The organism is Gordonia malaquae NBRC 108250 (genome assembly GCF_000344135.1).
GTDB lineage: Bacteria > Actinomycetota > Actinomycetes > Mycobacteriales > Mycobacteriaceae > Gordonia > Gordonia malaquae.
The window spans coordinates 49,298-75,170 of record NZ_BAOP01000005.1; the positions used below are offsets into that span (position 1 = coordinate 49,298).

Annotated in this window: 18 protein-coding genes and 1 pseudogene; 13 read left to right on the plus strand and 6 right to left on the minus strand. The window is 67.6% G+C overall.

Annotated features, from left to right (window positions below; translation table 11 throughout):
• The first annotated feature begins 59 nt into the window (after positions 1–59).
• The 5 genes from GM1_RS04935 (at position 60) to GM1_RS04955 (ending at position 9,620) form a co-directional block, all read left to right on the plus strand.
• Positions 60–1,517 (plus strand): FAD-binding protein, encoded by a 1,458-nt coding sequence (locus tag GM1_RS04935; RefSeq protein WP_008377021.1) that lies wholly within the window; start codon positions 60–62, stop codon positions 1,515–1,517.
• 263 nt (positions 1,518–1,780) lie between these two features.
• A complete protein-coding gene (locus GM1_RS04940) occupies positions 1,781–3,313 on the plus strand; it encodes a Re/Si-specific NAD(P)(+) transhydrogenase subunit alpha (RefSeq protein WP_008377023.1) in 1,533 nt (510 codons plus the stop codon).
• Positions 3,314–3,318: 5 nt separating this feature from the next.
• On the plus strand, positions 3,319–4,758 hold the full coding sequence (gene pntB / locus GM1_RS04945) for a Re/Si-specific NAD(P)(+) transhydrogenase subunit beta (RefSeq protein ID WP_008377024.1): 1,440 nt from the start codon (positions 3,319–3,321) through the stop codon (positions 4,756–4,758).
• Positions 4,759–5,016: 258 nt separating this feature from the next.
• Positions 5,017–6,789: an HSP90 family protein gene (locus GM1_RS04950; protein WP_008377025.1), complete on the plus strand. Its 1,773-nt coding sequence runs from the start codon at positions 5,017–5,019 to the stop codon at positions 6,787–6,789.
• The gene (locus GM1_RS04955; RefSeq protein ID WP_008377026.1) at positions 6,786–9,620 is read left to right on the plus strand and encodes a tetratricopeptide repeat protein; all 2,835 of its coding nucleotides are present in this window, start codon (positions 6,786–6,788) and stop codon (positions 9,618–9,620) included. Before GM1_RS04950 ends, GM1_RS04955 begins: the two co-directional genes overlap by 4 nt.
• On the opposite strand, the gene GM1_RS04960 is transcribed toward GM1_RS04955, so the two are convergent.
• Positions 9,621–10,259 carry a response regulator gene (locus tag GM1_RS04960; RefSeq protein WP_008377028.1) on the minus strand — a complete coding sequence of 213 codons (639 nt, stop codon included), beginning with the start codon at positions 10,257–10,259 and terminating at the stop codon, positions 9,621–9,623.
• Complete coding sequence (locus tag GM1_RS04965; protein ID WP_223291305.1) at positions 10,247–11,500, minus strand: sensor histidine kinase; 1,254 nt, start codon at positions 11,498–11,500, stop codon at positions 10,247–10,249. The genes GM1_RS04960 and GM1_RS04965 overlap by 13 nt, the downstream gene beginning before the upstream one ends.
• Before the next feature lie 110 nt (positions 11,501–11,610).
• Here GM1_RS04965 and GM1_RS04970 point away from each other — a divergent pair, with 110 nt between their 5' ends.
• Both GM1_RS04970 and GM1_RS04975 read left to right on the plus strand, forming a co-directional pair.
• Positions 11,611–12,342 (plus strand): ABC transporter ATP-binding protein, encoded by a 732-nt coding sequence (locus GM1_RS04970; RefSeq protein WP_008377032.1) that lies wholly within the window; start codon positions 11,611–11,613, stop codon positions 12,340–12,342.
• Positions 12,336–14,816, plus strand: a complete 2,481-nt coding sequence (locus GM1_RS04975) for an ABC transporter permease (RefSeq protein ID WP_008377034.1) — start codon at positions 12,336–12,338, stop codon at positions 14,814–14,816. Before GM1_RS04970 ends, GM1_RS04975 begins: the two co-directional genes overlap by 7 nt.
• A gap of 18 nt (positions 14,817–14,834) precedes the next feature.
• Here the strand turns inward: GM1_RS04975 and GM1_RS04980 are convergent, their stop codons facing one another.
• Complete coding sequence (locus GM1_RS04980) at positions 14,835–15,569, minus strand: metallophosphoesterase (protein WP_008377036.1); 735 nt, start codon at positions 15,567–15,569, stop codon at positions 14,835–14,837.
• Between the two features lie 36 nt (positions 15,570–15,605).
• The gene (locus tag GM1_RS04985) at positions 15,606–16,823 is read right to left on the minus strand and encodes a GAF domain-containing protein (protein ID WP_008377038.1); all 1,218 of its coding nucleotides are present in this window, start codon (positions 16,821–16,823) and stop codon (positions 15,606–15,608) included.
• 176 nt (positions 16,824–16,999) lie between these two features.
• Here GM1_RS04985 and GM1_RS04990 point away from each other — a divergent pair, with 176 nt between their 5' ends.
• The 5 genes from GM1_RS04990 (at position 17,000) to GM1_RS05010 (ending at position 22,393) form a co-directional block, all read left to right on the plus strand.
• On the plus strand, positions 17,000–18,838 hold the full coding sequence (locus tag GM1_RS04990; RefSeq protein WP_008377040.1) for a flavin-containing monooxygenase: 1,839 nt from the start codon (positions 17,000–17,002) through the stop codon (positions 18,836–18,838).
• A gap of 95 nt (positions 18,839–18,933) precedes the next feature.
• Positions 18,934–19,350 carry a nitroreductase family deazaflavin-dependent oxidoreductase gene (locus GM1_RS04995; protein WP_040519527.1) on the plus strand — a complete coding sequence of 139 codons (417 nt, stop codon included), beginning with the start codon at positions 18,934–18,936 and terminating at the stop codon, positions 19,348–19,350.
• A 107-nt stretch (positions 19,351–19,457) separates the two neighbouring features.
• Positions 19,458–20,372 carry a hypothetical protein gene (locus tag GM1_RS05000; RefSeq protein ID WP_008377043.1) on the plus strand — a complete coding sequence of 305 codons (915 nt, stop codon included), beginning with the start codon at positions 19,458–19,460 and terminating at the stop codon, positions 20,370–20,372.
• Positions 20,369–20,785 (plus strand): GntR family transcriptional regulator, encoded by a 417-nt coding sequence (locus GM1_RS05005; protein WP_008377044.1) that lies wholly within the window; start codon positions 20,369–20,371, stop codon positions 20,783–20,785. Before GM1_RS05000 ends, GM1_RS05005 begins: the two co-directional genes overlap by 4 nt.
• Positions 20,786–20,884: 99 nt before the next feature.
• The gene (locus tag GM1_RS05010) at positions 20,885–22,393 is read left to right on the plus strand and encodes an HNH endonuclease signature motif containing protein (RefSeq protein WP_040519571.1); all 1,509 of its coding nucleotides are present in this window, start codon (positions 20,885–20,887) and stop codon (positions 22,391–22,393) included.
• A 28-nt stretch (positions 22,394–22,421) separates the two neighbouring features.
• On the opposite strand, the gene GM1_RS05015 is transcribed toward GM1_RS05010, so the two are convergent.
• Both GM1_RS05015 and ligD read right to left on the minus strand, forming a co-directional pair.
• Complete coding sequence (locus tag GM1_RS05015; RefSeq protein ID WP_040519573.1) at positions 22,422–23,045, minus strand: CHAP domain-containing protein; 624 nt, start codon at positions 23,043–23,045, stop codon at positions 22,422–22,424.
• A gap of 70 nt (positions 23,046–23,115) precedes the next feature.
• Positions 23,116–25,044: a non-homologous end-joining DNA ligase gene (gene ligD, locus GM1_RS05020; protein ID WP_008377047.1), complete on the minus strand. Its 1,929-nt coding sequence runs from the start codon at positions 25,042–25,044 to the stop codon at positions 23,116–23,118.
• Positions 25,045–25,095: 51 nt separating this feature from the next.
• Between ligD and ku the strand changes: the two are divergent.
• Positions 25,096–25,869: pseudogene (gene ku / locus GM1_RS05025) on the plus strand (non-homologous end joining protein Ku); the annotation flags it as partial.
• Positions 25,870–25,873: the final 4 nt, after the last annotated feature.

The following is a 25,873-nucleotide window of genomic DNA, read 5'->3' on the forward strand; positions in this document are numbered from 1 at the left end:
TCGGTACGAGTTCCCGTGACACTAGAACATGTTCTAGAACATCGTCTAGGCTGGCGTCCATGAGTGGCTTGGACATTCCGGAAACAGTCGATGCGAACGATGTCGCGGAGTACACGGACGACGTGGACGTGCTGGTTCTCGGTGCGGGGATCGGTGGATGCTGCGCGGCGGTCGAAGCGGCAGCGGCGGGCGCGAGTGTCATCGTGCTCGAACGCTCGGCTGCGGCAGGCGGCACCAGCTGCATGGCGGGCGGACACTTCTATCTCGGCGGCGGAACTGCGGTCCAGCAGGCCACCGGGCACGAGGACAGCGCCGACGAGATGGTCAAGTACCTGACGGCGGTCTCCCGCGATCCCGAGCCCGACAAGATTCGCGCCTACTGCGACGACAGCGTCGAGCACTTCGGTTGGCTCGAGAACCTCGGATTCGAGTTCGAGCGCTCGTACTACCCGGAGAAGGCCGTCATCCAGCCGCAGACGCAGGGGCTGATGTTCACCGGCAACGAGAAGGTGTGGCCGTACAAGGATCAGGCGATCCCGGCGCCCCGTGGCCACAAGGTTCCGGTCCCCGGCGACACCGGCGGCGCGGGCATGGTGATCGGTCTGCTCGTCGACCGCCTCGGCGAGCTCGGCGTCCCGATCCGCTACGAAGTGGGCGGCCGCGCGCTCATCGTCGACGACTCCGGCGCGGTGGTCGGCGCCCGCTTCAAGGACGGCGCGACTGAAGGTTTCATCAAAGCCAAGTCGGTGATCATCGCGGCGGGCGGATTTGTGATGAACCCCGACATGGTCGCCGAATACGTTCCGCAGCTCGCCGAGAAGCCGTTCACGCTCGGCAGCACCTACGACGACGGTCTCGGCATCCGCATGGGCGTCTCGGTGGGCGCGAAGCTCAAGCACATGGACCAGGCGTTCATCACCGCACCCGTGTATCCGCCGTCGATTCTGTTGACCGGTCTGGCTGTCAACAAGGAGGGAAAGCGGTTCGTCGCAGAGGATTCTTATCACTCCCGCACATCGGGATTCGTGATGGACCAGACCGATCGATCCGCGTATCTGATCGTGGACGAAGCGCACATGCAGCGGCCGGAGTTCCCGCTGTGCCCGTTCATCGACGGATGGGAGACGGTGGAGGAGATGGCCGACGGTCTCGGTCTGGATCGGGACACCCTCGTTTCGACTCTGGACCGGTACAACACCTATGCTGCAAACGGCGAGGATCCCGACTTCCACAAGAGCCCCGAGTTCCTCGCCCCGCAGGATCGCGGGCCCTGGGCGGCCTTCGACATGAGCCTCGGCAAGGCGCTGTACGCCGGTTTCACCATCGGCGGAATGGCGACCACCGTCGACGGCGCGGTTCTGCACGAGGACGGTTCGGTAATCCCGGGCCTGTACGCCGCCGGAGCCTGCGCAGCCAATCTTGCGCAGGACGGCAAGGGCTACGCTTCGGGCACTCAGCTCGGAGAAGGCTCCTACTTCGGTCGGCGTGCCGGCGCATCCGCCGCAGCACACATCTAGCAGTGCTGTGATCTGACTTACAGGCACTCTTGGGTGATTCTTACCCCGTGCTAAGTTCGTCCCACGTTTTCCATCATGCGGGTTACCCCACGTTTCCTGCAGCATCGCGCGAGTTCGATGAAGCACTTGCCGGTCACTATGGAACCGTTCTCCGGAGCGGGAGCTCCTGGCGTTGACCTGTACCTTGTGCCCGTCGATCTCGTCTGATGCGGCGATCAGATCAAGGTGAGAACAACAGATATGAATGCAGGAGAGGCATCGACATGCTGATCGGCATCCCTCAGGAGTCCAAGACAGGCGAGACGCTCGTCGCTGCCACCGCCAAGACGGTCGGCCAGCTGCAGCAGCTCGGATACGACGTCCTCGTCGAGGCCGGTGCGGGTTCGCTCTCGGAGCAGCCTGACGCGGCGTTCACCGAGGCGGGCGCACGGGTCGGTTCAACCGACGACGTGTGGGCCGCCGACGTGGTCGTCAAGGTGAACGCCCCGACCGACGCCGAGATCGCTCGCATGCGCCGTGGCGCTGTGCTGATCTCGATGATGGCCCCGGCGCGCAATCCGGAACTCGTCGAGAAACTGACGAACGCAGGCGTCACCGCGCTCGCCATGGACGCTGTCCCGCGCATCTCGCGCGCACAGTCCATGGACGTGCTGTCGTCGATGGCGAACGTCGCGGGCTACCGTGCCGTCGTCGAGGCCGCGCACGAGTTCGGCCGCATGTTCACCGGTCAGGTGACCGCAGCGGGAAAGATCCCGCCGGCTCGCGTGTTCGTCGTCGGCGCCGGTGTGGCCGGTCTGGCCGCGATCGGCGCCGCGTCCGCGATGGGCGCCGTGGTGCGTGCGTTCGACGTGCGTCCCGAGGTCGCCGAGCAGGTCGAGTCGATGGGCGCGGAGTTCGTGCACGTCGATTTCGAGGCGGAGAAGTCTGAGGACGGCTACGCCAAGGAGATGACCGCCGAGCAGGAGGCGGCCACCGCGTCGATGTACGACGAGGAGGCGCGCGCCGCCGACATCGTCATCACGACTGCGCTGATCCCCGGCCGTCCGGCTCCGAAGCTGCTGTCGCCCGAGACCGTCGCCGGCATGAAGCACGGCTCCGTGATCGTCGACATGGCAGCTGCCAACGGCGGCAACGCCGCGGGCACCGTCACCGACGAGAAGGTCGTCACCGACAACGGTGTGACGATCCTCGGTTACACCGACCTGGCCGGCCGTCTGGCCGCTCAGACGTCGCAGCTGTACGGCACCAACATCGTCAACCTGCTCAAGCTCCTCACCCCGTCGAAGGACGGTGAGCTGACGCTCGACATGGACGACGTCGTCCAGCGCGGCATCACGGTGACGCGTGACGGCGAAGGCATGTGGCCGCCGCCGCCCGTTCAGGTGTCCGCAGCTCCGAAGGCCGCCGCGGCCGAGCCCGCGCCGGTCGCCGAGCCCAAGGCTCCGATGTCGGCAGGCAAGAAGGTCGCGCTCGTCCTCGCGGGCATCGTCCTGTACGGCCTGGTCGTCGCCGTCGCTCCCGACCCGATCCCGCAGCACTTCACGGTGCTCATGCTGGCGATCGTCATCGGCTACTACGTCATCGGCAAGGTCGCGCACGCCCTGCACACGCCGCTGATGTCGGTCACCAACGCCATCTCAGGTGTTGTCGTGGTCGGCGCGCTGCTGCAGATCGCCACCGACAACACCACGATTCGCGTGCTCTCCGCGATCGCGATCCTGCTCGCCTCCATCAACATCTTCGGTGGCTTCGCAGTGACCCGACGCATGCTCGCCATGTTCAGCAAGGGGGCCTGACGTCCATGGACATCAATTCGATCACTGTTGCGGCGTACATCGTCGCGTCGCTCCTGTTCATCCTGTCGCTGGCCGGATTGAGCAAGCACGAGTCCGCCAAGAGCGGCCTCACGTACGGCATGGTCGGCATGGCCGTCGCGATCATCGCGACGATCGCCCTCGCCGTCGACAACATGACCAACCTCGACGGCAAGTGGATCTCCATCGGCCTGATGGGCGGCGCCGTTGTCATCGGCGCCCTGATCGGCCTCTGGCGCGCCAAGATCGTCGAGATGACGGGCATGCCCGAGCTGATCGCTCTGCTGCACTCGTTCGTCGGTCTCGCCGCCGTCCTCATCGGCTGGAACGGCGCCATCACCGGCGCACACCTCGAGCATGTCGCCGATGACGACCGCGGAGCCCTCATCGGCATCCACGGTGCCGAGGTCGCGATCGGCATCTTCATCGGCGCCGTGACCTTCACCGGTTCGATCGTCGCCAACCTGAAGCTGTCGGCGAAGATCAAGTCTGCACCGCTGATGCTGCCCGGCAAGAACTTCATCAACGTCGGCTCGCTCGTCGTGTTCGCGGTCCTCACCGGCATCTACGTGGCACGCGACCTCAAGGACGACACCACCGGTTACGTCCTGCTCGCCGTCATCACCGCCCTGGCGCTATTCCTCGGCTGGCACCTGGTGGCCTCGATCGGCGGCGGCGACATGCCGGTCGTCGTGTCGATGCTGAACTCGTACTCCGGTTGGGCCGCGGCCGCATCGGGCTTCCTGCTCAGCAACGACCTGCTCATCGTCACCGGTGCGCTCGTCGGCTCCTCGGGTGCGTACCTGTCGTACATCATGTGCAAGGCGATGAACCGCTCGTTCATCTCCGTCATCGCGGGCGGCTTCGGCATCGAAGCCGGCCCGGCCGAGGACAAGGACTACGGCGAACACCGCGAGATCCAGGCCGACGCCGCAGCCGAGCTTCTCGCCGGCGCATCGTCCGTCGTGATCACGCCGGGTTACGGCATGGCCGTCGCACAGGCGCAGTACCCGGTGGCCGACCTGACCGCCAAGCTGCGCGCCAAGGGCGTCGACGTCCGCTTCGGCATCCACCCCGTCGCCGGTCGTCTGCCCGGTCACATGAACGTGCTGCTCGCCGAGGCGAAGGTGCCGTACGACGTTGTTCTGGAAATGGACGAGATCAACGACGACTTCCCGGACACCGACGTCGTCCTGGTCATCGGCGCCAACGACACCGTGAACCCGGCGGCGTCGGAGGATCCGAGCTCGCCGATCGCAGGCATGCCGGTTCTCGAGGTCTGGAACGCCAAGGACGTCATCGTGTTCAAGCGTTCGATGGCCGCCGGTTACGCCGGTGTCCAGAACCCGCTGTTTTTCCGCGAGAACACGCAGATGCTGTTCGGTGACGCGAAGGACCGCGTGGAAGACATCATCTCCGCTCTGTAAGAGTCTCTTCACCACGATCGCCCCGCGAACCCTCGGTCCGCGGGGCGATCGCTTTTGGTCGTCGGGGAGCAGTTCCCTGGAATCGCAGGGAGCACGAAACTCACGACCTGGCCGGAAGGTAACACCGAGGTGTGTTTCGTACACCACCCTTATGTGACTTTTGCGGCACAGTGTTCACGACGGTGCGACTCGGGTCGTCAGCACCTCGGTACCGATCAGGCAGGCGACTGAGGACATGCGTGAACGTACGATCGACGCATGGATGACGCCAGTGTGTTCGACGTCGAACTGAGTGCGTTGATCGACGTGCTCGGGACCAACCTCTACACGGGGCCGGGCGTGTACGTCCGTGAGCTGCTGCAGAACGCGATCGATGCGCAGGCGGAGGCTGGTCGGGCGGACGCGCCGATCGAGATCACCACGGACGGGGCAGTCTTCGAGGTCGCCGACCAGGGTGTCGGCATGACCGGCGACACCATCGCGCGTCTGCTGGGGACCATCGGCGCCAGCTCCAAGCGCGACCCGTTCGGGTTCGGGTCGACCTCGCAGATCGGTCAGTTCGGTGTCGGCCTCCTCAGCGGATTCCTCGTCGGCGACCGCATCGAAGTCACTTCCCGTGCGGACGACGCCGATGCCGTCGTCTGGTCGGGTTCGTCATCGGGAGCGGTTGAACTCTCATCCGGCGACCGCGAGGCCACCGGCACCACCGTCCGCATCATCGCTCGCCCGGACACTCGCTCATGGCTCGCGCCGGAGAAGGTCCGGACGCTGGCCGCCGAGTACACCGCCATGCATCCGACCCCGGTGCTGGTGAACGGCGAGCGCGTCAACGGAGGCGCAGGCCTGTTCGGTGATCCGTCCGGCGGCCGGGATGCGGCGCGCGTCGCGTTCAGCCAGGACGAGCTCGGTTTCACGCCGTTGGAGATGTTCGACGTCGACGTCCCGGAGGCGGGCCTGCGCGGAGTGGCGTTCGTGCGGCCGAGCGGCGGCGACCTCGTCGCCAGGGCGACCCATCGCGTGTACGTGAAGGGCCTCCTCGTGGGGGATGTCCCCGCACTGGTCCCGGAATGGGCGTACTTCGTGCGGCTCGTCGTCGACTCGACCGGTCTGAAGCCGACGGCGTCGCGGGAGGGACTCGTCCGCGACGACCTGTTCGACGCAGTGTCGGTCTCACTCGGTGAGCAGATATCCGCGTGGCTGACGGGCCTCGGCTCGCGTCCGGTGGTGCGAGAGAGATTCCTGAACGTGCACGAGCAGGGAGTCAAAGCCCTCGCCGCTCACCGACCGGAACTGCTGGGCTTCGTCGACAAGCACTGTGTCTTCGACACCAACGTCGGTCCCATGCCGCTTGCCACGTTCCGCGCTCGATTCGACACGATCCGCTACGCGGGGAGCGTCGACGACTATCGGGTGCTCGCCGACATCCTCGCCGGGCGGGGGATCGGTCTGGTGAACGCCGGACACGCGTTCGAGACCGCCGTCATCCGCGCGCTGATCGCCGCGGACCCGCAGCGCAGGTGCGAACCCATCGGACAGCAGTTCCTGCTGTCTGCCCTGTCGACGCCGAGCGCCGAACTGCGCACCGAGTTCGACGCCGCAGTCCACCTGGCTCGGCGCGCGGTCTCACCCTTCGACTGCGAGGTGAGCCTGCGCGAGTTCGATCCGGACGGGATCTCCGCACTGTTGTTGACCGACGACTCGGCCCGCATCGCGCAGGACCGGACCGAGATGCTGTCGGAGGCGGCGGGCGAACCGGACGCGTGGCTCGCCGCGCTCGCCGCGCTCGACGACGGCGACGTCCCCCCGACTCGGCCGGTGCTGGTCCTCAATGCGACCAACGCTCTGGTCAAACGTCTCCCGACCCTGGGCGACGACGTCGTCGCAGGAGCACTCATCCGGGTGATCTACAGCCAGGCGATGCTCCGAGCGCGGCGTTCGGTGCGAGTGGCCGCGGCGTCCGAACTCGACTCGGCGATCACCCTGCTCGCCGATCTCGCGACCCGCGACAGCATCGAAGGAGACGTGGAATGAGCGGACCGCACATCGACCCGACGATCGGCGAGATCCTCGACGACCTGTGGATGGCACGACACGGCGACCCGCGATTCGGGCACGAGGACTTCGCTCCGTTCCCCTCGCTGATCGCACGCGCCGACGAGACCGGCGACCTCGACCTGCGCATCCTCACTCGGCTCGAAGGCGCGTACTCCGCACTGTGGGCAGGCCGCACCACCGACGTGCTGACACTCGTCGCCTGGCTGTATCGGACGCAGGACGCCCACGGCGCCGACGTCGAACTCGACGACTGGCAGATGGAGCAGTTCCAGACGACCGTCGTCGACCTGCTCGACTCACTCACCGGAATCCCCGAGTTGTCCCTGGACCAGATCCGCGGCATCACCGACGACTGGTCGCGGCGGGTCAAAGGCACCGTGTACTACGCGCCTGCCGTTGAGGCTGCCGTTCACGCCGACATCGCGGTCCACCAGGGACGGTCGGACGAGGCTGTCCGCATTCTCGACGGGTGCGTCGACTACCGCCCGCCCGCCGGGACCTGCGGCCCGGGGACGCGTGCGACCGTGGGCGCGGTCTACGTCGCGGCGGGCGCCTACTCCCAAGCCGAGGCGCTGTCGACTCCCGATCTCGACGGTGATCCGGCGGAACGGTGTGGCTTCTATCCGGCGGAGACGTACGGCGCACTGATCGAGGCGTGGGGTCGCGCCGGACGTCGGGACGACGTGATCAGAGCGGCGCGGTCGCTGGAGGAGACGTACAGTCCGGTTCATCTGTACGGCCACATCGCTGACGCGATGGTCGCACTCCTGCGGGTCGACGCGCTCGCCGAAGCGCTGCCGATGGCGCTGCGCCATGCGGACGTCGTCGACCAGTGCCCCAACCCCTTGGCGGCGGCACAGTTGGCCGCGGCGCTGTCGGCGACCTTCGCATCGGCCGCGGACAGCGACGCCGACACCGTCGTCGTCCGACACGACGAGGACGGGGCGCCCGGGCCGGTCGCGGCGTCGCAGGTTGCCGCCGAACTCGCCGACTACGTCCGGGTGACGGCAGGTCGGTTCGACGTGCGCAATGCGTCGAACGCCGTGTCGGCGGGGCTCGAGGAGGTGTTGGCGGTCCGTGCGACCACCGCGCTGCAGACCAAGGCCGACACCCGGGTGACGCCGATCGCGAACCGGACGGCTGCGGAACTGGTGTCGGGCCTGTCGGCGTTCGCCTCCTCGTCGCCGCGGCGCGCCGAACAGTGCGCGGACGCGCTGCGGCCACGGGTCGAGGAGCTGTCCGGCCGGACCCGCATCCGAGCACGGCACATGTTGGCATGGGATCGACGCCGTACCGATCCGCACGGGGCCGTCGAGGAGCTCCGCGCCGCGGCAGACTCGAGCCGGTCGGACTATCCGGCATGGTCGGCCCAGTCGGATCTGCTCGCGGCGCTGCTCGAGGTGCACAGCGGCGGAGCATCCCCCGAACTCCTCACCGGTTGGCGCGACGCGGATCCCGAATGGAGTGCGGGCGCACGCGCCAACTTCGCACGACTTCTCGGCATGGCTCTCGCCCCGTTCGACCCGACCCGCGCGCTCGCAGCAGTCGACGAGGGTCTCGCCGTGCTCGACCGGGTGGACGCCGGGGAGATTCCCCTCCTGGACGATCCGGAGGCACTCGCGGCGACCGGTTCGGTCGACGCCGACGCCGCAGCGTCGCGGTCCGCGCTGCACCGTCTGCGGGTGGACGTGCTCGGTGAACTCGCCCGCGGATCCGACGGTTTCGACCCGTCCCGCGAGGTGGACGCGGCCTTGGTGTCGGCGCGGCGCGCAGCCGACCTCGCGAGTGATCCCGATCAGGCATTGCTGTACAGATCGGAACTCGTCGGGGCGTTGCAGCTGGCCGCAGGCGTGGCCGCACGGACGGACGGCGCCGCTGCACTCCTCCTGCTCGGTGAGGCCGAGACCGTCGCGCGGTACTCCTTGCTGGCAGAGGTCTTGGCGTCACGATCGGCGCTGCGGCTCGACCTCGACGACATCGACGTCGCACGGGACGACGCCGAACGGGCGCTCGCGGTGTGGATGGTCGAAGGTGACGACGCGGCCGCCGACGTGGCGCGCTTCGACCTCGGGCACATCATGCTCATGCGCGAGGAGGACCCGCTCGCCGTGATCGAACTCGTGGAGTCCGCGGTGGCGACGATGGAGACGCGCGGCGACATCGGGGCTCAGATGCAGGGCATGCAGGTCCTGGCACGGGCGCAGTCCGCCGCAGGACGGTCCGGCGATTCCGTCGAGTCGTACACCAGGGTGATCGACGCGTACACCGACCACGTGCCGCCGGTCGTCCAGGCGCAGTTGCACGCCGCGCGGGCCGTCGAACTCGCCGACCAGCAGCAGTTCCCCGAAGCTCTCGCCGACCTGGACGCCGCCGTCACCTGGTACTCGGAGTCGGGTGCGGGATTCGATGCGGCGGACTGCCTCCGCACGGCCGCCCTCACGGCGTACTTCGCGGGTGATCATGACGGCGCCAATGCCTACCTCGCGCGTGCCGACCAGGCGTACGAGGAACTCGCGACGGCTGCACCCGTCGACTTCGAACGAGCCCGGCTCGACTTCGCGCGCGCCGACATCGTGCGGGTGTCGGATCCGGAACGTTCCACCGCATTGCTGGTGGACGTGGCCGCACGAGCCCGGGCCGCGAATTGGATCGGCCTGTTGATACCGGTTCTGCACCTGTCCGCGACCATCGCCGCCGACGACGGTCTGACTGCCGACGCCCTCGCACTGGTGCAGGAGGCGTTGCGTCACGCACCCGACCACCCGGCGCTGCTCGACCTGCTCAGCGAGTTGGAGTTTCCCGGCTGATCAGTCCTGCAGATACGCGAGCACGGCGAGCACTCGACGGTGGCCTCCGTCGGACGGCGACAGTCCGAGCTTGGCGAAGATGTTCCCGATGTGCTTGCTGACGGCCGTGTCGCTCACCACCAGTCGCCCGGCGATCGTCTGGTTGTCGAGTCCCTCGGCCATCAGGCCGAGGACTTCGCGTTCCCTCGGGGTCAGCGTGCGAATCGGGTCGCCCGTCGCTCTCCTGCTCATCAGCTGAGACACCACTTCGGGGTCCATCACAGTGCCGCCTGCAGCCACTCTGCGGAGGGCGTCGACAAAAGCGCCGACGTCGCCCACGCGTTCCTTCAGCAGGTATCCCAGGCCGTCGGCCCCCTCGGCGACGAGTTGTCCGGCGTACCTGTCCTCGACATACGCCGACAGCACGAGCACGGGGAAGCCTGGCCGGCGTCGCCGTGCCTCACGAGCGGCCTCGAGCCCTTCGATGGTGAACGTCGGCGGCATCCGCACGTCGAGGACGGCGGCGTCGGCGTCGTCGAGCATGCCGAGGAACGCCTCACCGGTGTCGACGGCCGCGACGACGTCGAAACCCTCGCTCCGCAACAACAGAGCCAGCCCCTCCCTCAGGAGGGTGTCGTCTTCGGCTATCACGATCCGCATGGCAGTTCCGTTCTGACAACGGTGGGGCCGCCCACCGGGCTGGACAAGGTCATGGTCCCCTCGAACGCCTGGACCCGCCGAGTGATCCCCTCGAGGCCTCCGTCGGGCCGGATCGAAGCACCTCCGACACCGTCGTCGACCACCTCGACGACAAGGCGGTCAGTGGGCCGGTCGTGTGTCAGGCAGATCTGCGCGTGTGTGGCGTTCGAGTACTTGGCGACGTTGTTCAGCGACTCCGCGACGACGAAGTACACCGCGGCCTCCACCGCGGCCGGCACTCGCGGAATGTCGTCGGCCCGCAGGTCGCACGGCACGGCGCTGCGTCCGGCGACCGCGGACAGTGCACCGGACAGTCCGAGGTCGGCGAGCACCGGGGGATAGATGTCGTGGACTGTCGAGCGGAGTCCACTCAGAGCGTCGGACGCGGCTTGCTGCGCTCGTTCGACGTAGTCGACGGCGGCGGGGTCGCCGGAATCGAGGGCCCTTTTCGCCAGCCCGAGCATCATGACGACGCCGACGAGCCGGTTCTGCGCGCCGTCGTGCAGGTCGCGTTCGATACGGCGGAGTTCGGTGGTGTGAGCGTCGAGCGCCGCGGCCCTGCTGAGGGTCAGCGAGTCGACGCGAGCCGACAGTTCGGAGCGGTGGGACGGGGTCAGAGTCCTGTCGGTGGTCCGCGCGAACATCGCTGCGACTGCGGGGACGAGCCACCATGCGAGGAGTCCGTACCCGAGGGCCACCACTGGCGCCCACGCCGCCTGCGCCCACGAGGTGACGGTGAACGGGCCGATGAGAGGCTCGCCCTCGGGGGCGTACTGCCAGCGGATCAACACCGACAGTGACGACACCACCCCAAGCGGCACCGCCACGGTGATCAGCCCGATGAGCAGGGCGGGGAGTCCGTGCAGCACAAGCCACCAGAGTTCCCGCCCGGTAGTCAGAGTCAGTGCGGCGCTCAGCCGCTCGCGTCTGGTGACCGACACCGCGGCCGGCGGTCGATCGGGAGTCTGCGGCCGTCCGAGAAAGGCTCGCGAGCGGGCCTGAGCTCTCCCCGCCCACCGATGGAGAACCCCGGCGAGCGCGGGAACGATGATCCAACCGCCCGTGAACAGCATGAGCGGCGACACCAGCAGGAACACCATCCCGATCGCGGTGGAGCCCACGGCCGCAACGGTCTCACCGACGACGAACCGCAGAGCGGTCCACCACGACCGCATCGGACGGTGCGGACGCGGTCGATTCACAGATACGAGTCTGCCGTACCCGTCGGGCGACGACACTACAGCTGGCTATACCCCGAACTCGGCAGTCTGCTGTATCGGAAACGATCGGAATCGTTCATAGCGTTGATCCCATGACATCGACAGCACTGGCCGTGGAAGCGGTCGTCAAGAAGTACGGCAGGGGACGCAGCGGGGTCACCGCGTTGCGCGGCGTCGACCTGACGTTGCCGACGGGTTCGTTCACGGCGGTCATGGGCCCGTCGGGATCGGGCAAGAGCACCCTGCTGCACTGCGCCGCCGGCCTGGACACGCCGACCAGCGGAACCGTCCGAATGGGCGCTGACACGGTGTCGCAGCTCGGAGCCAACAAGCTGACCGCGTTCCGTCGAGATCACGTCGGGTTCGTCTTCCAGTCGTACAACCTGCTGCCGACACTCACCGTCGAAGACAACATCACCCTCCCGTTGCTGCTCGGGCGCCGCGCGGTGGACCGAGACTGGCTCGACTACCTGATCGGCGCCGTTGGACTCGCCGAACGACGCAAGCACCGTCCGACCGAACTGTCCGGCGGCCAGCAGCAACGCGTGGCGATCGCCCGTGCCCTCGTCACCCGGCCTCATGTCGTGTTCGGCGACGAACCGACAGGCGCCCTCGACTCACGGACCGCCAAGCAGGTCCTCGATCTCCTGGCCTACACCGCACGCACCCTGGACCAGACGATTCTCATGGTCACCCACGATCCGGTGGCCGCGGCACACGCCGACCGCGTCGTCTTCCTCGCCGACGGGGCGGTCGTCGGGTCGATGGCGGGCGGCGACGCGCAGGCGATCGCTTCCCGCATGAGTTCACTCGGGGCGTGGTGACCGTGCGTCGACTCGTCATCGCCGATCTCCGGCACTCGCGCGCGAGCTTCATCGGTGTCTTCGTGGCCGTCCTCATCGCGACGGCGCTGATCACCGGACTGGGTGTCCTCTTCGAATCCGGCTTCCGCGGAGGTCTTGAACCCCAGAGACTGGCGGGCGCGCCGATCGTCGTCTCCGGCCCGCAGAGTGTCGACGTGATCGAAGACGCCGATCTGCCGTTGGCCGAACGCGCCCCGCTGCCGAAGGACACGGCGTCGCGGATCGCAGCCATGCCGGAGGTCGAGAAGGTGATCGGGGACCGTTCGGTTCCGGTGATGGTCGGCGGGCGACCGGTGATCGCACACGGATGGCAGTCGGCTCCGATCACAGGCCTCGAGATCGTCGACGGTCGGGCGCCCACGGGCCGCGGTGAGGTGGTCGTCGCCGACGGGAGCGGGCTGTCGGTCGGCGAACGCACCGTCCTCGACCGTGCCGGACGCCGGGTGGACGTCATGGTCGTCGGGACCGTCGACGACATCGGTCGGTCCGACGACCGGCCGGCCGATGTCTACCTCGGCGACAAGATGCTGGCCTCCATCGCGCCGGGCTCGGCTCGTGTGCTCGCCGTGGTTCCACGCGAGGGGCAGTCCCCGGAGTCGGTGGCCGACCGGATCCGGAGCGCGTTCCCGGGCGTCGAGGCACGTACCGGCAGCAGTCACGGTGACACCGAGTTCCGAGATGCGGGCGCCGGGCGTGCCGCGCTGATCGGGATCAGCGCCGCTTTCGCAGGAACTTGCCTGCTCGTCGCGCTGTTCGTCGTGTCGGGCACGCTGTCGCTATCGGTGCAGTCGAGGCATCGCGACTTCGCGCTGCTCCGCGCGGTGGGCGCATCGGGCAGGCAGATCCGCGGCATCGTCACGCGCGAGGTGCTCCTGGTCGCCGCTCTCGGTGCGGCGGTGGGTGTTGCCCCCGGTTACCTGTTGGCGAGTGCGCTCCAGTGGGGCTTCGTCGAAGGCGGAGTGATCCCGTCCGACTTCGAACTCTCCGCAGGCCCGCTCCCCGCGGTCGCCGCCTGTGGATCCGTGCTGGTCGCGGCCGTCGTCGCAGGACTCATCGCCGCACGACGCCCGGCGAAGCTCGACCCCGTTGACGCGCTGCGGGACGCGGCGGCGCCGACCGCTGCGCCGCACAGGCTTCGGCTCGTGGCCGGGATTCTCGTCGGCGCAGGCGGTTTCGCCGCGTCCGCCGGGCCGATGATGGCCGAAGGCGAGGCCGCCCGGGCATCATCCGCGGGTGCCGCGATCCTGCTGATCATCGCCGTCGCGCTGCTCGGTCCATGGTTGATGTCGGCGATGACCGCCGTTGTGGGCGTTGTGCTGCGCGGCACCAGAGCACCCGCACCCGTGCTGGCCGCGGCGTCCGCGCGGCACGACACCCGCAGGCTCGCGGCGGCGGTCACGCCACTCGCCCTCGGGATCGGGCTCGGACTCGTCCAGTTGGGGGCGCCGGCCATCACGGCGGACGCGGCGTCGGCGGAAGTCCGGGTGGGAGTGACCGCCGATCTCACGGTCCGGCACCCCGGAGGGCTTGCGCCCGAGGTGATCGACGACCTCCGCGACATTCAGGGTGTGCTGGCAGTGAATCCGTTGACGGCGACCCAGGCGGTCGCGCAGTACCGGATGGTCGACGACGACCGTGACACCCGGACCACGATGTCGCTGACCGGCGTCGATCCCGAGGCGCTGCCCGCCACCCTCGACGTCGGCGTCCGCTCGGGCCACCTCACTCGGCTCTCCGAGAAGAACACGGTGGCCGTCAGCACGGACTTCGCGTCCACCGCGAGAGTGGATGTCGGTGGTCGGCTGGTCGGGTTCTTCGGGGACGGTGCACCGCTCGACGCGACGGTGGTCGCCGTGTACACGCGTGGCCTCGGTTTCGGCGCCACGCTGATGGCGGACCACACGGTCCGAGCACACACCGAATCCGGAGTGAGCACGCAGGCTCTCCTGTCCACCGAACCGGGCGCCGACGTCGCGTCCAAGGTTGCGGACATGGGTCTCACCGCAGTGGCGCCGTCGGACGATCCCGCCGATCGCGCCGAGGCGGAGCAGCAGGGCTGGGTCAACACGATCGCGCTCGTCGTGATCCTGGGCTACATCGCGGTGGCGGTGGTGAACACCCTGGTCATGGCCACCACACAGCGGCGTCGAGATTTCGCTCTTCTCCGCTTGGTCGGCGCGAAGCGACGGCAGATCCGATCGATGATGCGGATCGAATCGCTTCTCGTCGCAGGCGCGGCGCTTGTCCTCGGCTTGCTGGTGGCGGCCCCGCCGCTGATCGGTCTGAGCATCGGCATGGGCGGGTCCGCGGTGCCGACGCTGCCTCTGGTCGGCTCGATCCTGGTGGTCGGTGCGATGTGCGGAATCGGATTGGCGGCACTCGCGGCCGGCACTCGGGTCGCGATGCGCGGCGCGGAGCCGGGCGACGTCGACTGACCGGAGTTAGGGCGTGCCCTAGCCGAGCCGAACGCTGCGGAAATGGGTGGTCAGTCGCCCGGTGTCGTCGATGAAGTGGAAGGCGATGCCGGGCGGCTGCGTGTCGTTGAGGACGTCGTCGCCTTCAAACGGCAGGTTCAACGTCGACGACACTCCCGGCGCGGTGACCAGTGGCACTCCGGCGAACGTCGTCGCAGACGGGGAGTGGATGTGCCCGCACACCAGGCCCACGATGTTCTGGTGACGGCGCACGAACGCCTCGAATCCCGACGGGTCGAGTTGGCGGATCGAATCCATGAACGGCATGCCCACATCGATCGGCGGGTGGTGGAACGCGATCAGGACCGGGACGTCGCCCGCGGCCTCGATCTGCTCGGACGCCCACGCGAGTGTCGTCTCGGTGAGTTCGCCGTCCTGGCGACCGGGAACCGACGAATCGAGGCCGAGCAAGAGCAGTCCGTCCAGGAGCAGTGAGCTGTTCACCGGCTGTAGACCGCCGTGGTAGGCGATGCGGTCGTCGTGATTGCCGAGCAGCGTGAGTGTCGGGATCTCGGTGATGACGTGCGCGGCCGCTTCCTCGTACTGGCCGGGGAGCCCGTCGTCGGCGAGATCACCGGTCACCAGGAGCGCGTCGATCGCCGACGGGCCGCCGCAGCGGTCGTTCAGGTAGCGCATCACGGCGTCCACGCGCGCGAGTTGCTCCGGGTCGGAGTTGCGGAAGTGCAGGTCGCTGATCTGTGCGACGACGAACATGACCCCAGGCTATCGGAAGCGACCGAAGGCGGCCGATCAGGCGACGGTGACGTCGAGGTCCCTCGCGAATCGGTAAGGCCCGGTGGTGAGGAGTCCGCCGAAGGTTCTGCGGAGCCGCGACATCTCGGCCCGCACGGTCACGGTGCGCGTCGGATCGTCGAAGATGGTGGAGGCGAGTTCGGCGGCGCTGCGCCCTTCGGGGTGAACTGCCAACTGCGCCAACAGATCCCGGTGCCTGGGGGTGGCTCGATGGGCCCATTCGCCGTCCGTCGTTCGGACGGTGACGATCGCTCGGCCGTCGGGCTCGTCGGTGATCACGACGGTCGTCCCGGTCCTCGACTCGACGTCGGCGGGCCGCACCAGCCAACCGCCGGGAAGGGGTTCGAGGTCACACAGCCCGAGGCCGGCGACGTGCATCCGGTCGGGCGCGACATCGGAGGGCAGGACGATCCGTCGCCGCGGCGGAACCCGGTCGACTGCGGCGACCCAGCCGAACTCGTCGACGGCGAGGGCGGGCCGACCAGCCCTGGCGAGGATCGGGGCCGCGACGCTGCGCAGCATGTCGAGCTGGTCGTGATGCGCGATCTGCAGTCGGGCCTCGGCGAGTCGGGCCACCGAGTCGACCAGGGCGACGGTCGCCGGGTGGATCGACGACGCGGGTCCGCTCACGTCCACGGCGCCGAGCAGCCCACCGGTCCGCGGATCGTGGATAGGCGCTCCGGTGCAGGTCCACGCGTGATGTGTGCGGACGAAGTGTTCGGCGGAGAACACCTGCACGGCCCGGCCGGACGCGAGCGCGGTGCCGATGGCGTTGGTGCCGACGGCGCCCTCGGCCCACGACGCACCCTCGACGAAACCGAGATGGTCGGCGCGGCGTCGCACCGCCGACGTGCCGGCCCGCCACAGGACGTGCCCGTCGGCGTCGGCCACAACGAGGATGTTCGGGCTGTCGCGGACGACGGCGTCGAGGCCGTGAGTGAGGTCGTCCAAGAGATCCGCGAGTCCAGACGATCGGCGTCGTTCGGTGAGGTCGGCGGCCGCGATCGGGTCGGACGGTCCGCCTCGGTCGGGGTCGACGCCCGCGTGGGCGGCCCGCTCCCACGACTGCCCGATCACCGAGCGGGGACGTGCCGGTAGACGTTCCCCCGCCATCGCCGCGTCGTAGACGGCGTGCAGGACCTGCGCGAACTCGCGCGGGTCTTCCCCGGTCGCGAGGGCCGGTTCGGGTGCAGGGTGGCCTGTCGTGATCGTCATGTGGTCCTCGTCCCTCGTGATGTGGCGACAGTCACATCTTCTCGTCGTCCAGAGTGCGCCGACCTGCGGTGGCGGCGCAACGACGTTGCAACGCTCTGCAACCCTTGTCGGCCCACTCGGCGATGGAGTGTGCTGTCCATCACATCAAGTGCATGAGAAACGAGAGGGAAGTTCAGATGACGCAGACCGCCGACATCGTGATCGACACGGCAGCCGACTCGCCGGGAGCGCGAATGGACGCCTGGCTGGCCAAGTTCAACACCGCGCTCGCAGCGAACGACCCGCAGGCCGTGGCGTCGCTGTTCGTCGCCGACAGCTACTGGCGCGACCTGGTGGCGTTCACCTGGAATCTCAAGACCGTTGAGGGCCCGGATCAGATCGTCGAGATGCTCACCGAGCGTCTCGCTGAGACCGCGCCGCGCGGATTCGCGCCGAGCGAGGCCCCGTCCGAGTCGGACGGCGTCGTCGAAGCGTTCATCGAGTTCGAGACGGCCACCGGTCGAGGCGACGGCCATCTCCGCATCAAGGCCGACGACGACGGGGAGGATCGCGCGTGGACGCTGCTCACCACCCTGCAGGAACTCAAGGGGCACGAGGAGCGCAACGGTTTCTCGCGGCCGATGGGCGCGGTGCACGGCAACGACCCGGACCGTCGGTCGTGGGCGGAGAAGAAGGACGACGAGGAAGCCGAACTCGGCACCGCCGTCCAGCCGTATGTGCTGGTCATCGGTGGCGGTCAGGGCGGCATCGCGCTCGGTGCCCGCCTGCGGCAGCTCGGTGTTCCGTCGGTTGTGGTCGACAAGTACGACCGCCCGGGCGACCAGTGGCGCAGCCGCTACAAGACGCTCTGCCTGCACGACCCGGTCTGGTACGACCACCTCCCGTACCTGCCGTTCCCCGACAACTGGCCGGTGTTCGCGCCGAAGGACAAGATCGGCGACTGGCTCGAGTTCTACACCAAGGTGATGGAGGTCCCGTACTGGAGCAAGACCGAGTGCACCTCCGCGTCATACGACGAGGAAGCGGGCCGATGGACAGTTGAGCTGGTCCGCGACGGCGAGAAGATGACGCTGCACCCGACTCAGCTCGTCTTGGCGACAGGCATGTCCGGCAAGGCGAATGTTCCGACGTTTCCCGGTGCCGACGTCTTCGCGGGCGACCAGCACCATTCGAGCCGGCACCCGGGACCGGACGCGTACGTCGGCAAGAAGGTCGTGGTCATCGGCGCCAACAACTCGGCGCACGACATCTGCAAGGCACTGGTCGAGAACGGCGTCGACACCACGATGGTCCAGCGTTCGTCGACGCACATCGTGAAGTCCGACTCGCTGATGGAGATCGGCCTCGGCGCGCTCTACAGCGAGCAGGCGGTGAAGAGCGGCATGACCACGAAGAAGGCCGACATGACCTTCGCGTCGCTGCCGTACAAGATCATGCATCAGTTCCAGATCCCGCTGTACGACCAGATCCGCGAACGCGACAAGGACTTCTACGCCCGACTCGAGGCGGCCGGATTCGACCTCGATTTCGGTGACGACGACTCCGGTCTGTTCATGAAGTACCTGCGACGCGGCTCCGGCTACTACATCGACGTCGGCGCCTGCGAGCGCGTCGCCGACGGCACCATCAAGCTGGCCCACGGCGGTGTCGATCATCTGACGGAGAACAGCGTGGTGCTCGCCGACGGCACCGAACTGCCCGCCGACGTCGTCGTCTATGCGACCGGCTACGGCTCGATGAACGGCTGGGCGGCCGACCTGATGGGGCAAGAGGTCGCGGACCGGGTCGGCAAGGTGTGGGGCCTCGGCTCCGACACCACCAAGGACCCCGGCCCGTGGGAGGGGGAGCAGCGCAACATGTGGAAGCCGACTCAGCAGCCGGGTCTCTGGTTCCACGGCGGCAATCTGCATCAGTCCCGCCACTACTCCCTGTACCTCGCGCTCCAGCTCAAGGCTCGTTTCGAGGGCCTCGACACGCCCGTCTACGGACTGCAGGAGGTGCATCATCTGAGCTGACATCTACGAGAGCGCGGACCGCCCGGGCATCCCCCCACCCGGGCGGTCCTCTCATGTCCGCGTCAGCTCGCGGGAACCGCGCTACCGTCGAAGGCATGACTCCTGAACTGAGCCCCACCGACTGGGTCCGCAACCAGACCGAGAAGATCCTCGCCCAAGGAACCACCGACGGTGTCGGAATCAACGGCATGAAGGTGGTGCTGTTCACCACGCTCGGCGCAAAGTCGGGCAAGGAGCGCTACGTGCCCCTGATGCGCGTGGAGGAGGACGGCAAGTACGCGATGGTCGCGTCGAAGGGCGGTGACCCGAAGCACCCGTCGTGGTACTTCAACGTGAAAGCCAACCCGCAGGTCACAGTGCAGGACGGCGACGTCGTCTCCGTGAAGACCGCCCGCGAGGTGTCCGGCGACGAGCGTGCCCACTGGTGGGAGCTCGCCGTGGCCGCGTATCCGCCCTACGCCGAGTACCAGACCAAGACCGACCGGCTGATTCCAGTCTTCGTCCTGGAGTAGTCGGCCGCGCGCCGGCCTTGATCGGCGATTTGTCATAGTCGATTGACACAAGTCGACTGCCTGATCCATCATGTATCAGTCAACTGATACAAGATCGGGGTCGGGTCATGTTCGTCGTAGCTTTAGTTCTGGCATTGGTCATCGCCGGGTCCGTGCTGTTCAAGGGTGCATCGAAGCCAGGAGCCGGGCCGGACTCGCCGGAGTACCTGGACTTCAGGCGACGGCTGCGCCGGAACATGATGATTGCGGTCGCGTTGATGGTCGCGTCGATTGTCCTCAACATCGTCGACGGCATCGGCGCGACCAGCGCAACGGACTCGTTTCTCGGGCTCCCTGACTGGACGGGCGACGCGCTTGCGCTCCTGGTGAACCCCGGGGCGTACATGCTGCCGCTGGCCGCTTTGTGCATAACTGAACTCACGAGTCCCAAGCCGGCGAAGCGAATTGCGACGCTCACGCCACGGAGCGTGCGGACGTTGGCGCCGACCTGGCTGGTGTGGAGCGTTGGCGTTGTCGCAGGGCTCGCAGTGCTCTCGACGCTGTTCGTGGCGGTGCCGGCGATTCGTGACGCCCGCGAATTCCATGCTTCACGTGTCGACGTCAACTACGGCGGCGGTGCCGACATCTGGCTGCAGATGATCTACGTCGTCGTGGCCGCGCTGCTTGCCGCTGTTACCGTCCGGGCGGCGGTTCGGAGGCCGGATCTTGATCCCAGGACGGACAGCGACAAGTGGTCACGAAGTGGGGTCGTCATCCGCGCGCTCGGGCTGATGCTGGTCGCGAGCCTTGCCGCGATCGGCGCGGTGGCGAACGAGGTGTCGACGGCTGCGTGGGCATATGTGACCTACCTGGACGGAGGCGGCACGGCCGTGGACGGCTATCGGTGGCTGGTCAACTTCCCGGTCAAGACGACGTCGACATGGGTGATGAATCTGAGCTACCTGGGCGTGCTTGGCGCCTTGGGAATGTTCGCGTTCCCGCCGAAGCTTCGGGAGGACGATCCGGTGATGGTCGCTCGATGACGGAGCCGAATGCGCGAATCACGCTCGATCTTGACGATCCGACACCCGCGTTTGAGCAGATCAGGCGGCAGATTGTCGGACACATCGCAGCGGGACGGCTGCCGATTGGCGCGAAGCTGCCCGCGCTGCGGCAGCTGGCGCGCGACCTGGGTATAGCAGTGGGAACGGCGGCCCACGCGTACCGAGAACTGGAGCAGGCTGGAGTCATCACGACACGGCGCGGCGCAGGCACTCGAGTCGCCGCGGTTCCGGACGTTGAGGATGCGCTCGTGATGGACGACCGCATCCTCGGGCTCGCTGCGGACTATCTCGCCGCCGCCTCCGATGTCGGTGCGACGTCGGAGACTGCACTGAACGCAGTCATCAGGCTCATTCAGGGAAGATCGCAGGCACCCGAGGGGAAATCGAACTGATTTACGAAAGAACTATGATTCTGCGCATAGTAGGTCTACACTGGAGATAACAGCAAAACCGGACATGATCGCAAGATGTGACGAAGGGAGATGGACACCATGACCACCACGTTCGATCTCCCCGATTCGCCTCTTGAACTTGCTCATCTGCAGGACGCGGTGGCTGCGAAGCTGTCGTCCGTCTCGCTGACGTCGATGACCGACGACGATGTCCTGCGCACCGCGGATGTGCTCGAGCGTTCACATCGCCGGTCCGACGGCGTGGACGCCCGCCTTTACGCAGAGGTCTCCACCCGTGGCGCATACCGCAAGGCCGGTGCTCAGACTCCGGGTAAGTACCTCACCGCAGTCCTGCGCCTGGGCCTCGGTGCTAGCAAGCGCCGCGTCGCCGCAGCGTTGGCGATCAGCCCGATGTACAACTACTCGGGCGACCAGCTCGACCCGACCCTGCCGGCCACGGCAGCAGCCGTGGCCGATGGTGATCTGTCGGTCGATCACGTCAGTGAGATCGTCGCCGTGATCGACGAGATCCCCGCCGCGATTCCCGCCGAGGACAAGGCTCGTGCTGAGCAGGAGCTCGCCGAACTGTCCCGGCAGTTGACCCCGGAGGGGACCCGGGAAGTCGGACGCCGCATCCTGGCACACCTCGACCCCGACGGTTCGCTGACCGACGACGCAGACCGCGCACGCACCCGCGGATTTGCGATCCAACCGCAAGACAAGCGGCTGATGTCCAAGATCCGGGCGCAACTGTCGCCGTCGCTTCGAGCAAAACTCGAAGCAATCCTCACCCTCTGGGCCGAGCCGGGGATGAACAACCCGGACGACCCGGAGTCCCCGCACGGGACTGCCTACGGTGCCGACGCCGAGGCCCTCGCCGCCGCCCGCGAACGCGACACCCGGTCACAGTCCCAGCGCAACCACGACGCGCTCGAAGCGATGCTCGACCACCTTTTGGCGAACGGCGCGCTCGGTGATTCCGTCGCCCTCCCCTCACACCTTGTGGTCACCGCTTCGCTGGAGGACCTCGAGAACCGGGCGGGTGTTGCGGTCACCGCCACCGGCACACGCTTGCCGGTCACTGATCTGGTCGACATCGCCGCCGATGCGACGCCGTGGCTTGAAGTGTTCGAGGATCAGTCCTCGCAGATCCTGCACCTGGGTCGCGGCAAGCGCCTCGCCTCGCTGGCTCAGCGGCTCGCGTTGTTCGGTCGGGACCGCGGATGCACCGCGCCCGGATGCACCACCCCGTGGTCACGGACTCAGGCGCATCACATGCCTGACTGGCAAGACGGCGGACCCACCGACATCGACCACCTCGGCGGGGCCTGCGGAGGCCACAACCGCAGCGTCTCCACCAAACCCGGCGGATGGGAGACCACCGTCCTCACCTCTGGCCCGTTCAAGGGCCGGGTCGGATGGCGGCCCACCGGCTCGAACCAGCCGTGGAAGGTCAACCACTCGCTCCAGCCGGAGAAGCTCCTCCCCGCGATCCGGGCAACTAAGTCCGGGGCGGCGGTCGAGAAGTGGTTGTCGTGCCGGATCCCGGCACCGCCACCGGGACCGCCGGGCCCAGCGGGGGTCGACGTGGTGCGGAACCCCGCCTGAGCTGGTCAGGCGGGGACACCGCCGTGCTCTACAGCACGCCGATCCCGACCAGTCCACGATCCGACAGGTCGAACCGGCTGATCCGGACGTGCCCGCCCCATTCGTTGCCGCCGACGGTGGTGACGACCCCGTCGTCGACGGTCAGCACGATGTTGGTGTGCTGCCGGAACGGGCTGTCGTGGCCGTACAGCATGACGTCGCCGAGTTTTGGCGTGTAGCCGGATCCCGCGGGCCGGAATCGCTTCTCCGACTGGAAGTACTCGGTGAGCGTGTACACGCCGGGGATGCGCCAGCTGCCGGAGTTCGGGTTGCTGAACTCGCGTCCGGCGGCACGCATCACCCAGCTGACGAAGTCGGCGCACCACTGCTCCTCGACGCCTTCCGAGTACTTGGTTCCCGCCGGCTGCGCGTCGAACTCGGCGCGTGTGACGCTCACCAGTTTCGCCTGGACCGGTGTCAGCAGAGCGGTGTCGACCGCAGGATACGCACGGTTGCGGCTGTCGAGCCATGCCTGCGCGGTGCGCACGGCACCGGTCTGAAATGCGACCACAGTGCCTGCGGCGAGAACCGCGATGACGACTCCGAGTGCGATCAACACACGACGGCGTCGTCGAGGGTGCCGTGAGTCCGTGTGTTCGGCTTCGGTGATCATGACCGCCAACGGTAGCCGAATGTCCGGTGTGCGCGATCGGTCGAGCCGCATCCTCCAACCGGATGCTCCCTTACAGATCTCCGGGGAGCTTGTCTCGCCGGACGCCCCGCCAACTGGGATGACGTAGATGCCCGGTGGACGTCCAATCCATGAATCGGACGTCGGCCACGATCTTCGGCAGGACCCAGGTGGCGCTCGACGCGACCGGTTTGTCGAGGCTCCCGATGAACGGGCTCCGGCCGATGATCAGCGGTTTCAGCTCTTCGTGGAGTGCGTCGAGATCGGCGTCGGTGAAGCCGGTGCCGACGCGTCCGATGTAGCGGAGGCCGGTATCGGTGGGCAGGCCGATCAGGAGCGACCCGATCGATCCGGACCGGCTGCCGCGGCCGGGGCGGAACCCGCCGACGACCACTTCGATGTCGTTCCAGTTCTTGTGCTTACGCCAGTCCGCGCTGCGTCGCCCGTACTGATACGTGGAGGTGCGGCGCTTGGCGACCACACCCTCCCACCCCTGCTCGCGTGCGTGTTCGGCGGCGGCGGCACCGGGGCCGGGCAGCAGCGGAGGGACGTCGGCGATGGATGCCGCGGTGATCACCGGTGTCAGCTCGTCGAGCACTGCGCGCCGCTGCTCCCAGGGCGCCGACGTCAGGTCGGTTCCGTTCAGTTCGAGCACGTCGAACACCATGTACCGGAGGGTGAACTCCTCGTCGCGGTGATGCCGCGACGCCAGCAGCGTGAAGTCGGTGCGGCCGGTCGCATCGAGAGCGACCATCTCGCCGTCGAGGAGGACGTCGAAGCCGCGAAGTACCGTTCCGAGTTCACGCAGCTCAGGAAAGTCTGCGGTCATGTCGATTCCCGACCGCGACGACAGGCTGACATCGCCGTCGGTGTGTCGAGCCAGGATGCGGTATCCGTCCCACTTGCCTTCGAACGCCCATGCGTCGTCGGTCAACCCGTCGATCAGCTCATCGGCCGCGAGCATCGGGCGGGGTCCGCGGGAGCCTCCCGTGACGACAGTCGGGCCCACTGGCTTCGGCGGCGACGAGCGCAGTCTCGACGACTTCGATTTGCGGTACTCGCCGAGATCGACGGGTGCGCTCGCGATCGGGACCACGGGCGGGTCGAGGTCGGCGAGCAGGTCGCCGGACTCCCGGTGTCGTTCCAGCACGTCGCGGTAGTCGAGCTGAGCGATCGTCGGATCGGCGAGTTCGTCCCACGTTCGGGGTGCGGCGACCCACGGATGCTCCCGGCCGCGTAGGGAGTACGGCGCAAGGGTCGTCTTCGCGGCCGTGTTCTGGCTCCAGTCGAGGAACACCTTCGACTGGCGTGCGGCCTTCGCCATCGTCGCGGTGACCTCGGTCGGGTGTGCGGCCGCGAGCGACGTCGCGATCTGTTTGGCGACGGCGCGTGCCGATTCGCACTTCACCGGCTTGGGGAACCGTGCGTACACGTGAATCCCCTTACCGCCGCTGGTGACGGGGAACGAGGGCAGCCCGGCGTCGGCGAGAACGTCGCGAATGGCGATCGCGACCTCGGCGCAGCGGTGGAGGCTCACGTCGGGCCCGGGGTCGAGGTCGATGACGAGGCGGTCTGTTCGACGGGATTCGTCTCCGGCGGAACCGATTCCGGAGAGATCGATCCGCCATTGGGGGACATGCAGTTCGAGCGCGGCCATCTGGGCCAGCCACACCAGGTCGGCGGCCGATCGTGCGACGGGGTACACGGTCTTGCTCTCGGAGTGCTCGATGGTGAAGCGGGCCAACCAGTCCGGCGTGCCGGGAGGAAGAGCCTTCTCGAAGAACGGGCCCGACCCGGTTCCATGCGGCCACCGTTTGCGGGTGATCGGGCGTGACGCGACGTGCGGGAGCATCGTGTCGGCGATCTCGATGACGTACTGGATCACATCGAACTTGCGGGTCCCGGCCTCCGGGTACATCACCTTCTCGAGGTTGGTGACGGTGATGTGGCGGCCGTCGACCTCCAGCTTGGAACCGGGCATGCGTCGATTCTGCCCCTCCCCGGCGCCGTCGGGCGTGGCAGAATCAGTTTCATGCGTTCGATCTGGAAGGGTGACCTCAGCTTTGGCCTGGTGAACGTGCCGGTCAAGGTGTATTCCGCGACGGAGAGTCACGACCGGAGCTCGCATCAGGTCGACGCATCCGACGGCACCCGCATCCGCTACCGCCGCGTCCGGGAGGGCACCGACACCGAGGTCGAGTTCGCGAGCATCGCCAACTCGTACGAATCGGAGTCGGGCGAGCCGGTGATCCTCACCAAAGACGATCTCGCGCAGCTGCCGGTCACCCGCAGCCCGGAGATCGCGATCCTCGAGTTCGTGCCGATCGATCAGGTCGACCCGATCTACTTCGACAAGCCGTATTATCTGGAGCCGTCGTCGAAATCGCCGAAAGCGTACGTCCTCCTGGCGAAGGCGCTGGAACGGACCGAACGTCTCGCGATCGCCAACTTCACCCTGCGCAACAAGACCCGCCTGGCGGCGTTGCGTGTCATCGACGGTGTGATGACCCTGCAGACCCTGCTCTGGCCCGACGAAGTCCGCGTGCCCGACTTCGCGTTCCAGTCGGCCGACGTGCAGATCCGCGACGCCGAACTGGACATGGCCGCGTCGCTGATCGAGACGATGGCCTCGGACTTCGATCCGTCGCAGTTCGAGGACACCTATCAGATCGAACTCGCCAAGCTGATCGAGGCGAAAGCCGGCGGCGGCGACGCGTTCGTCGAACCGGAAGCGAAGCCGGAGGACGACGGTGACGATGAGGTGGCCGATCTCCTCGCCGCGCTCCGCGCGTCGGTCAAGGATCGTGCCG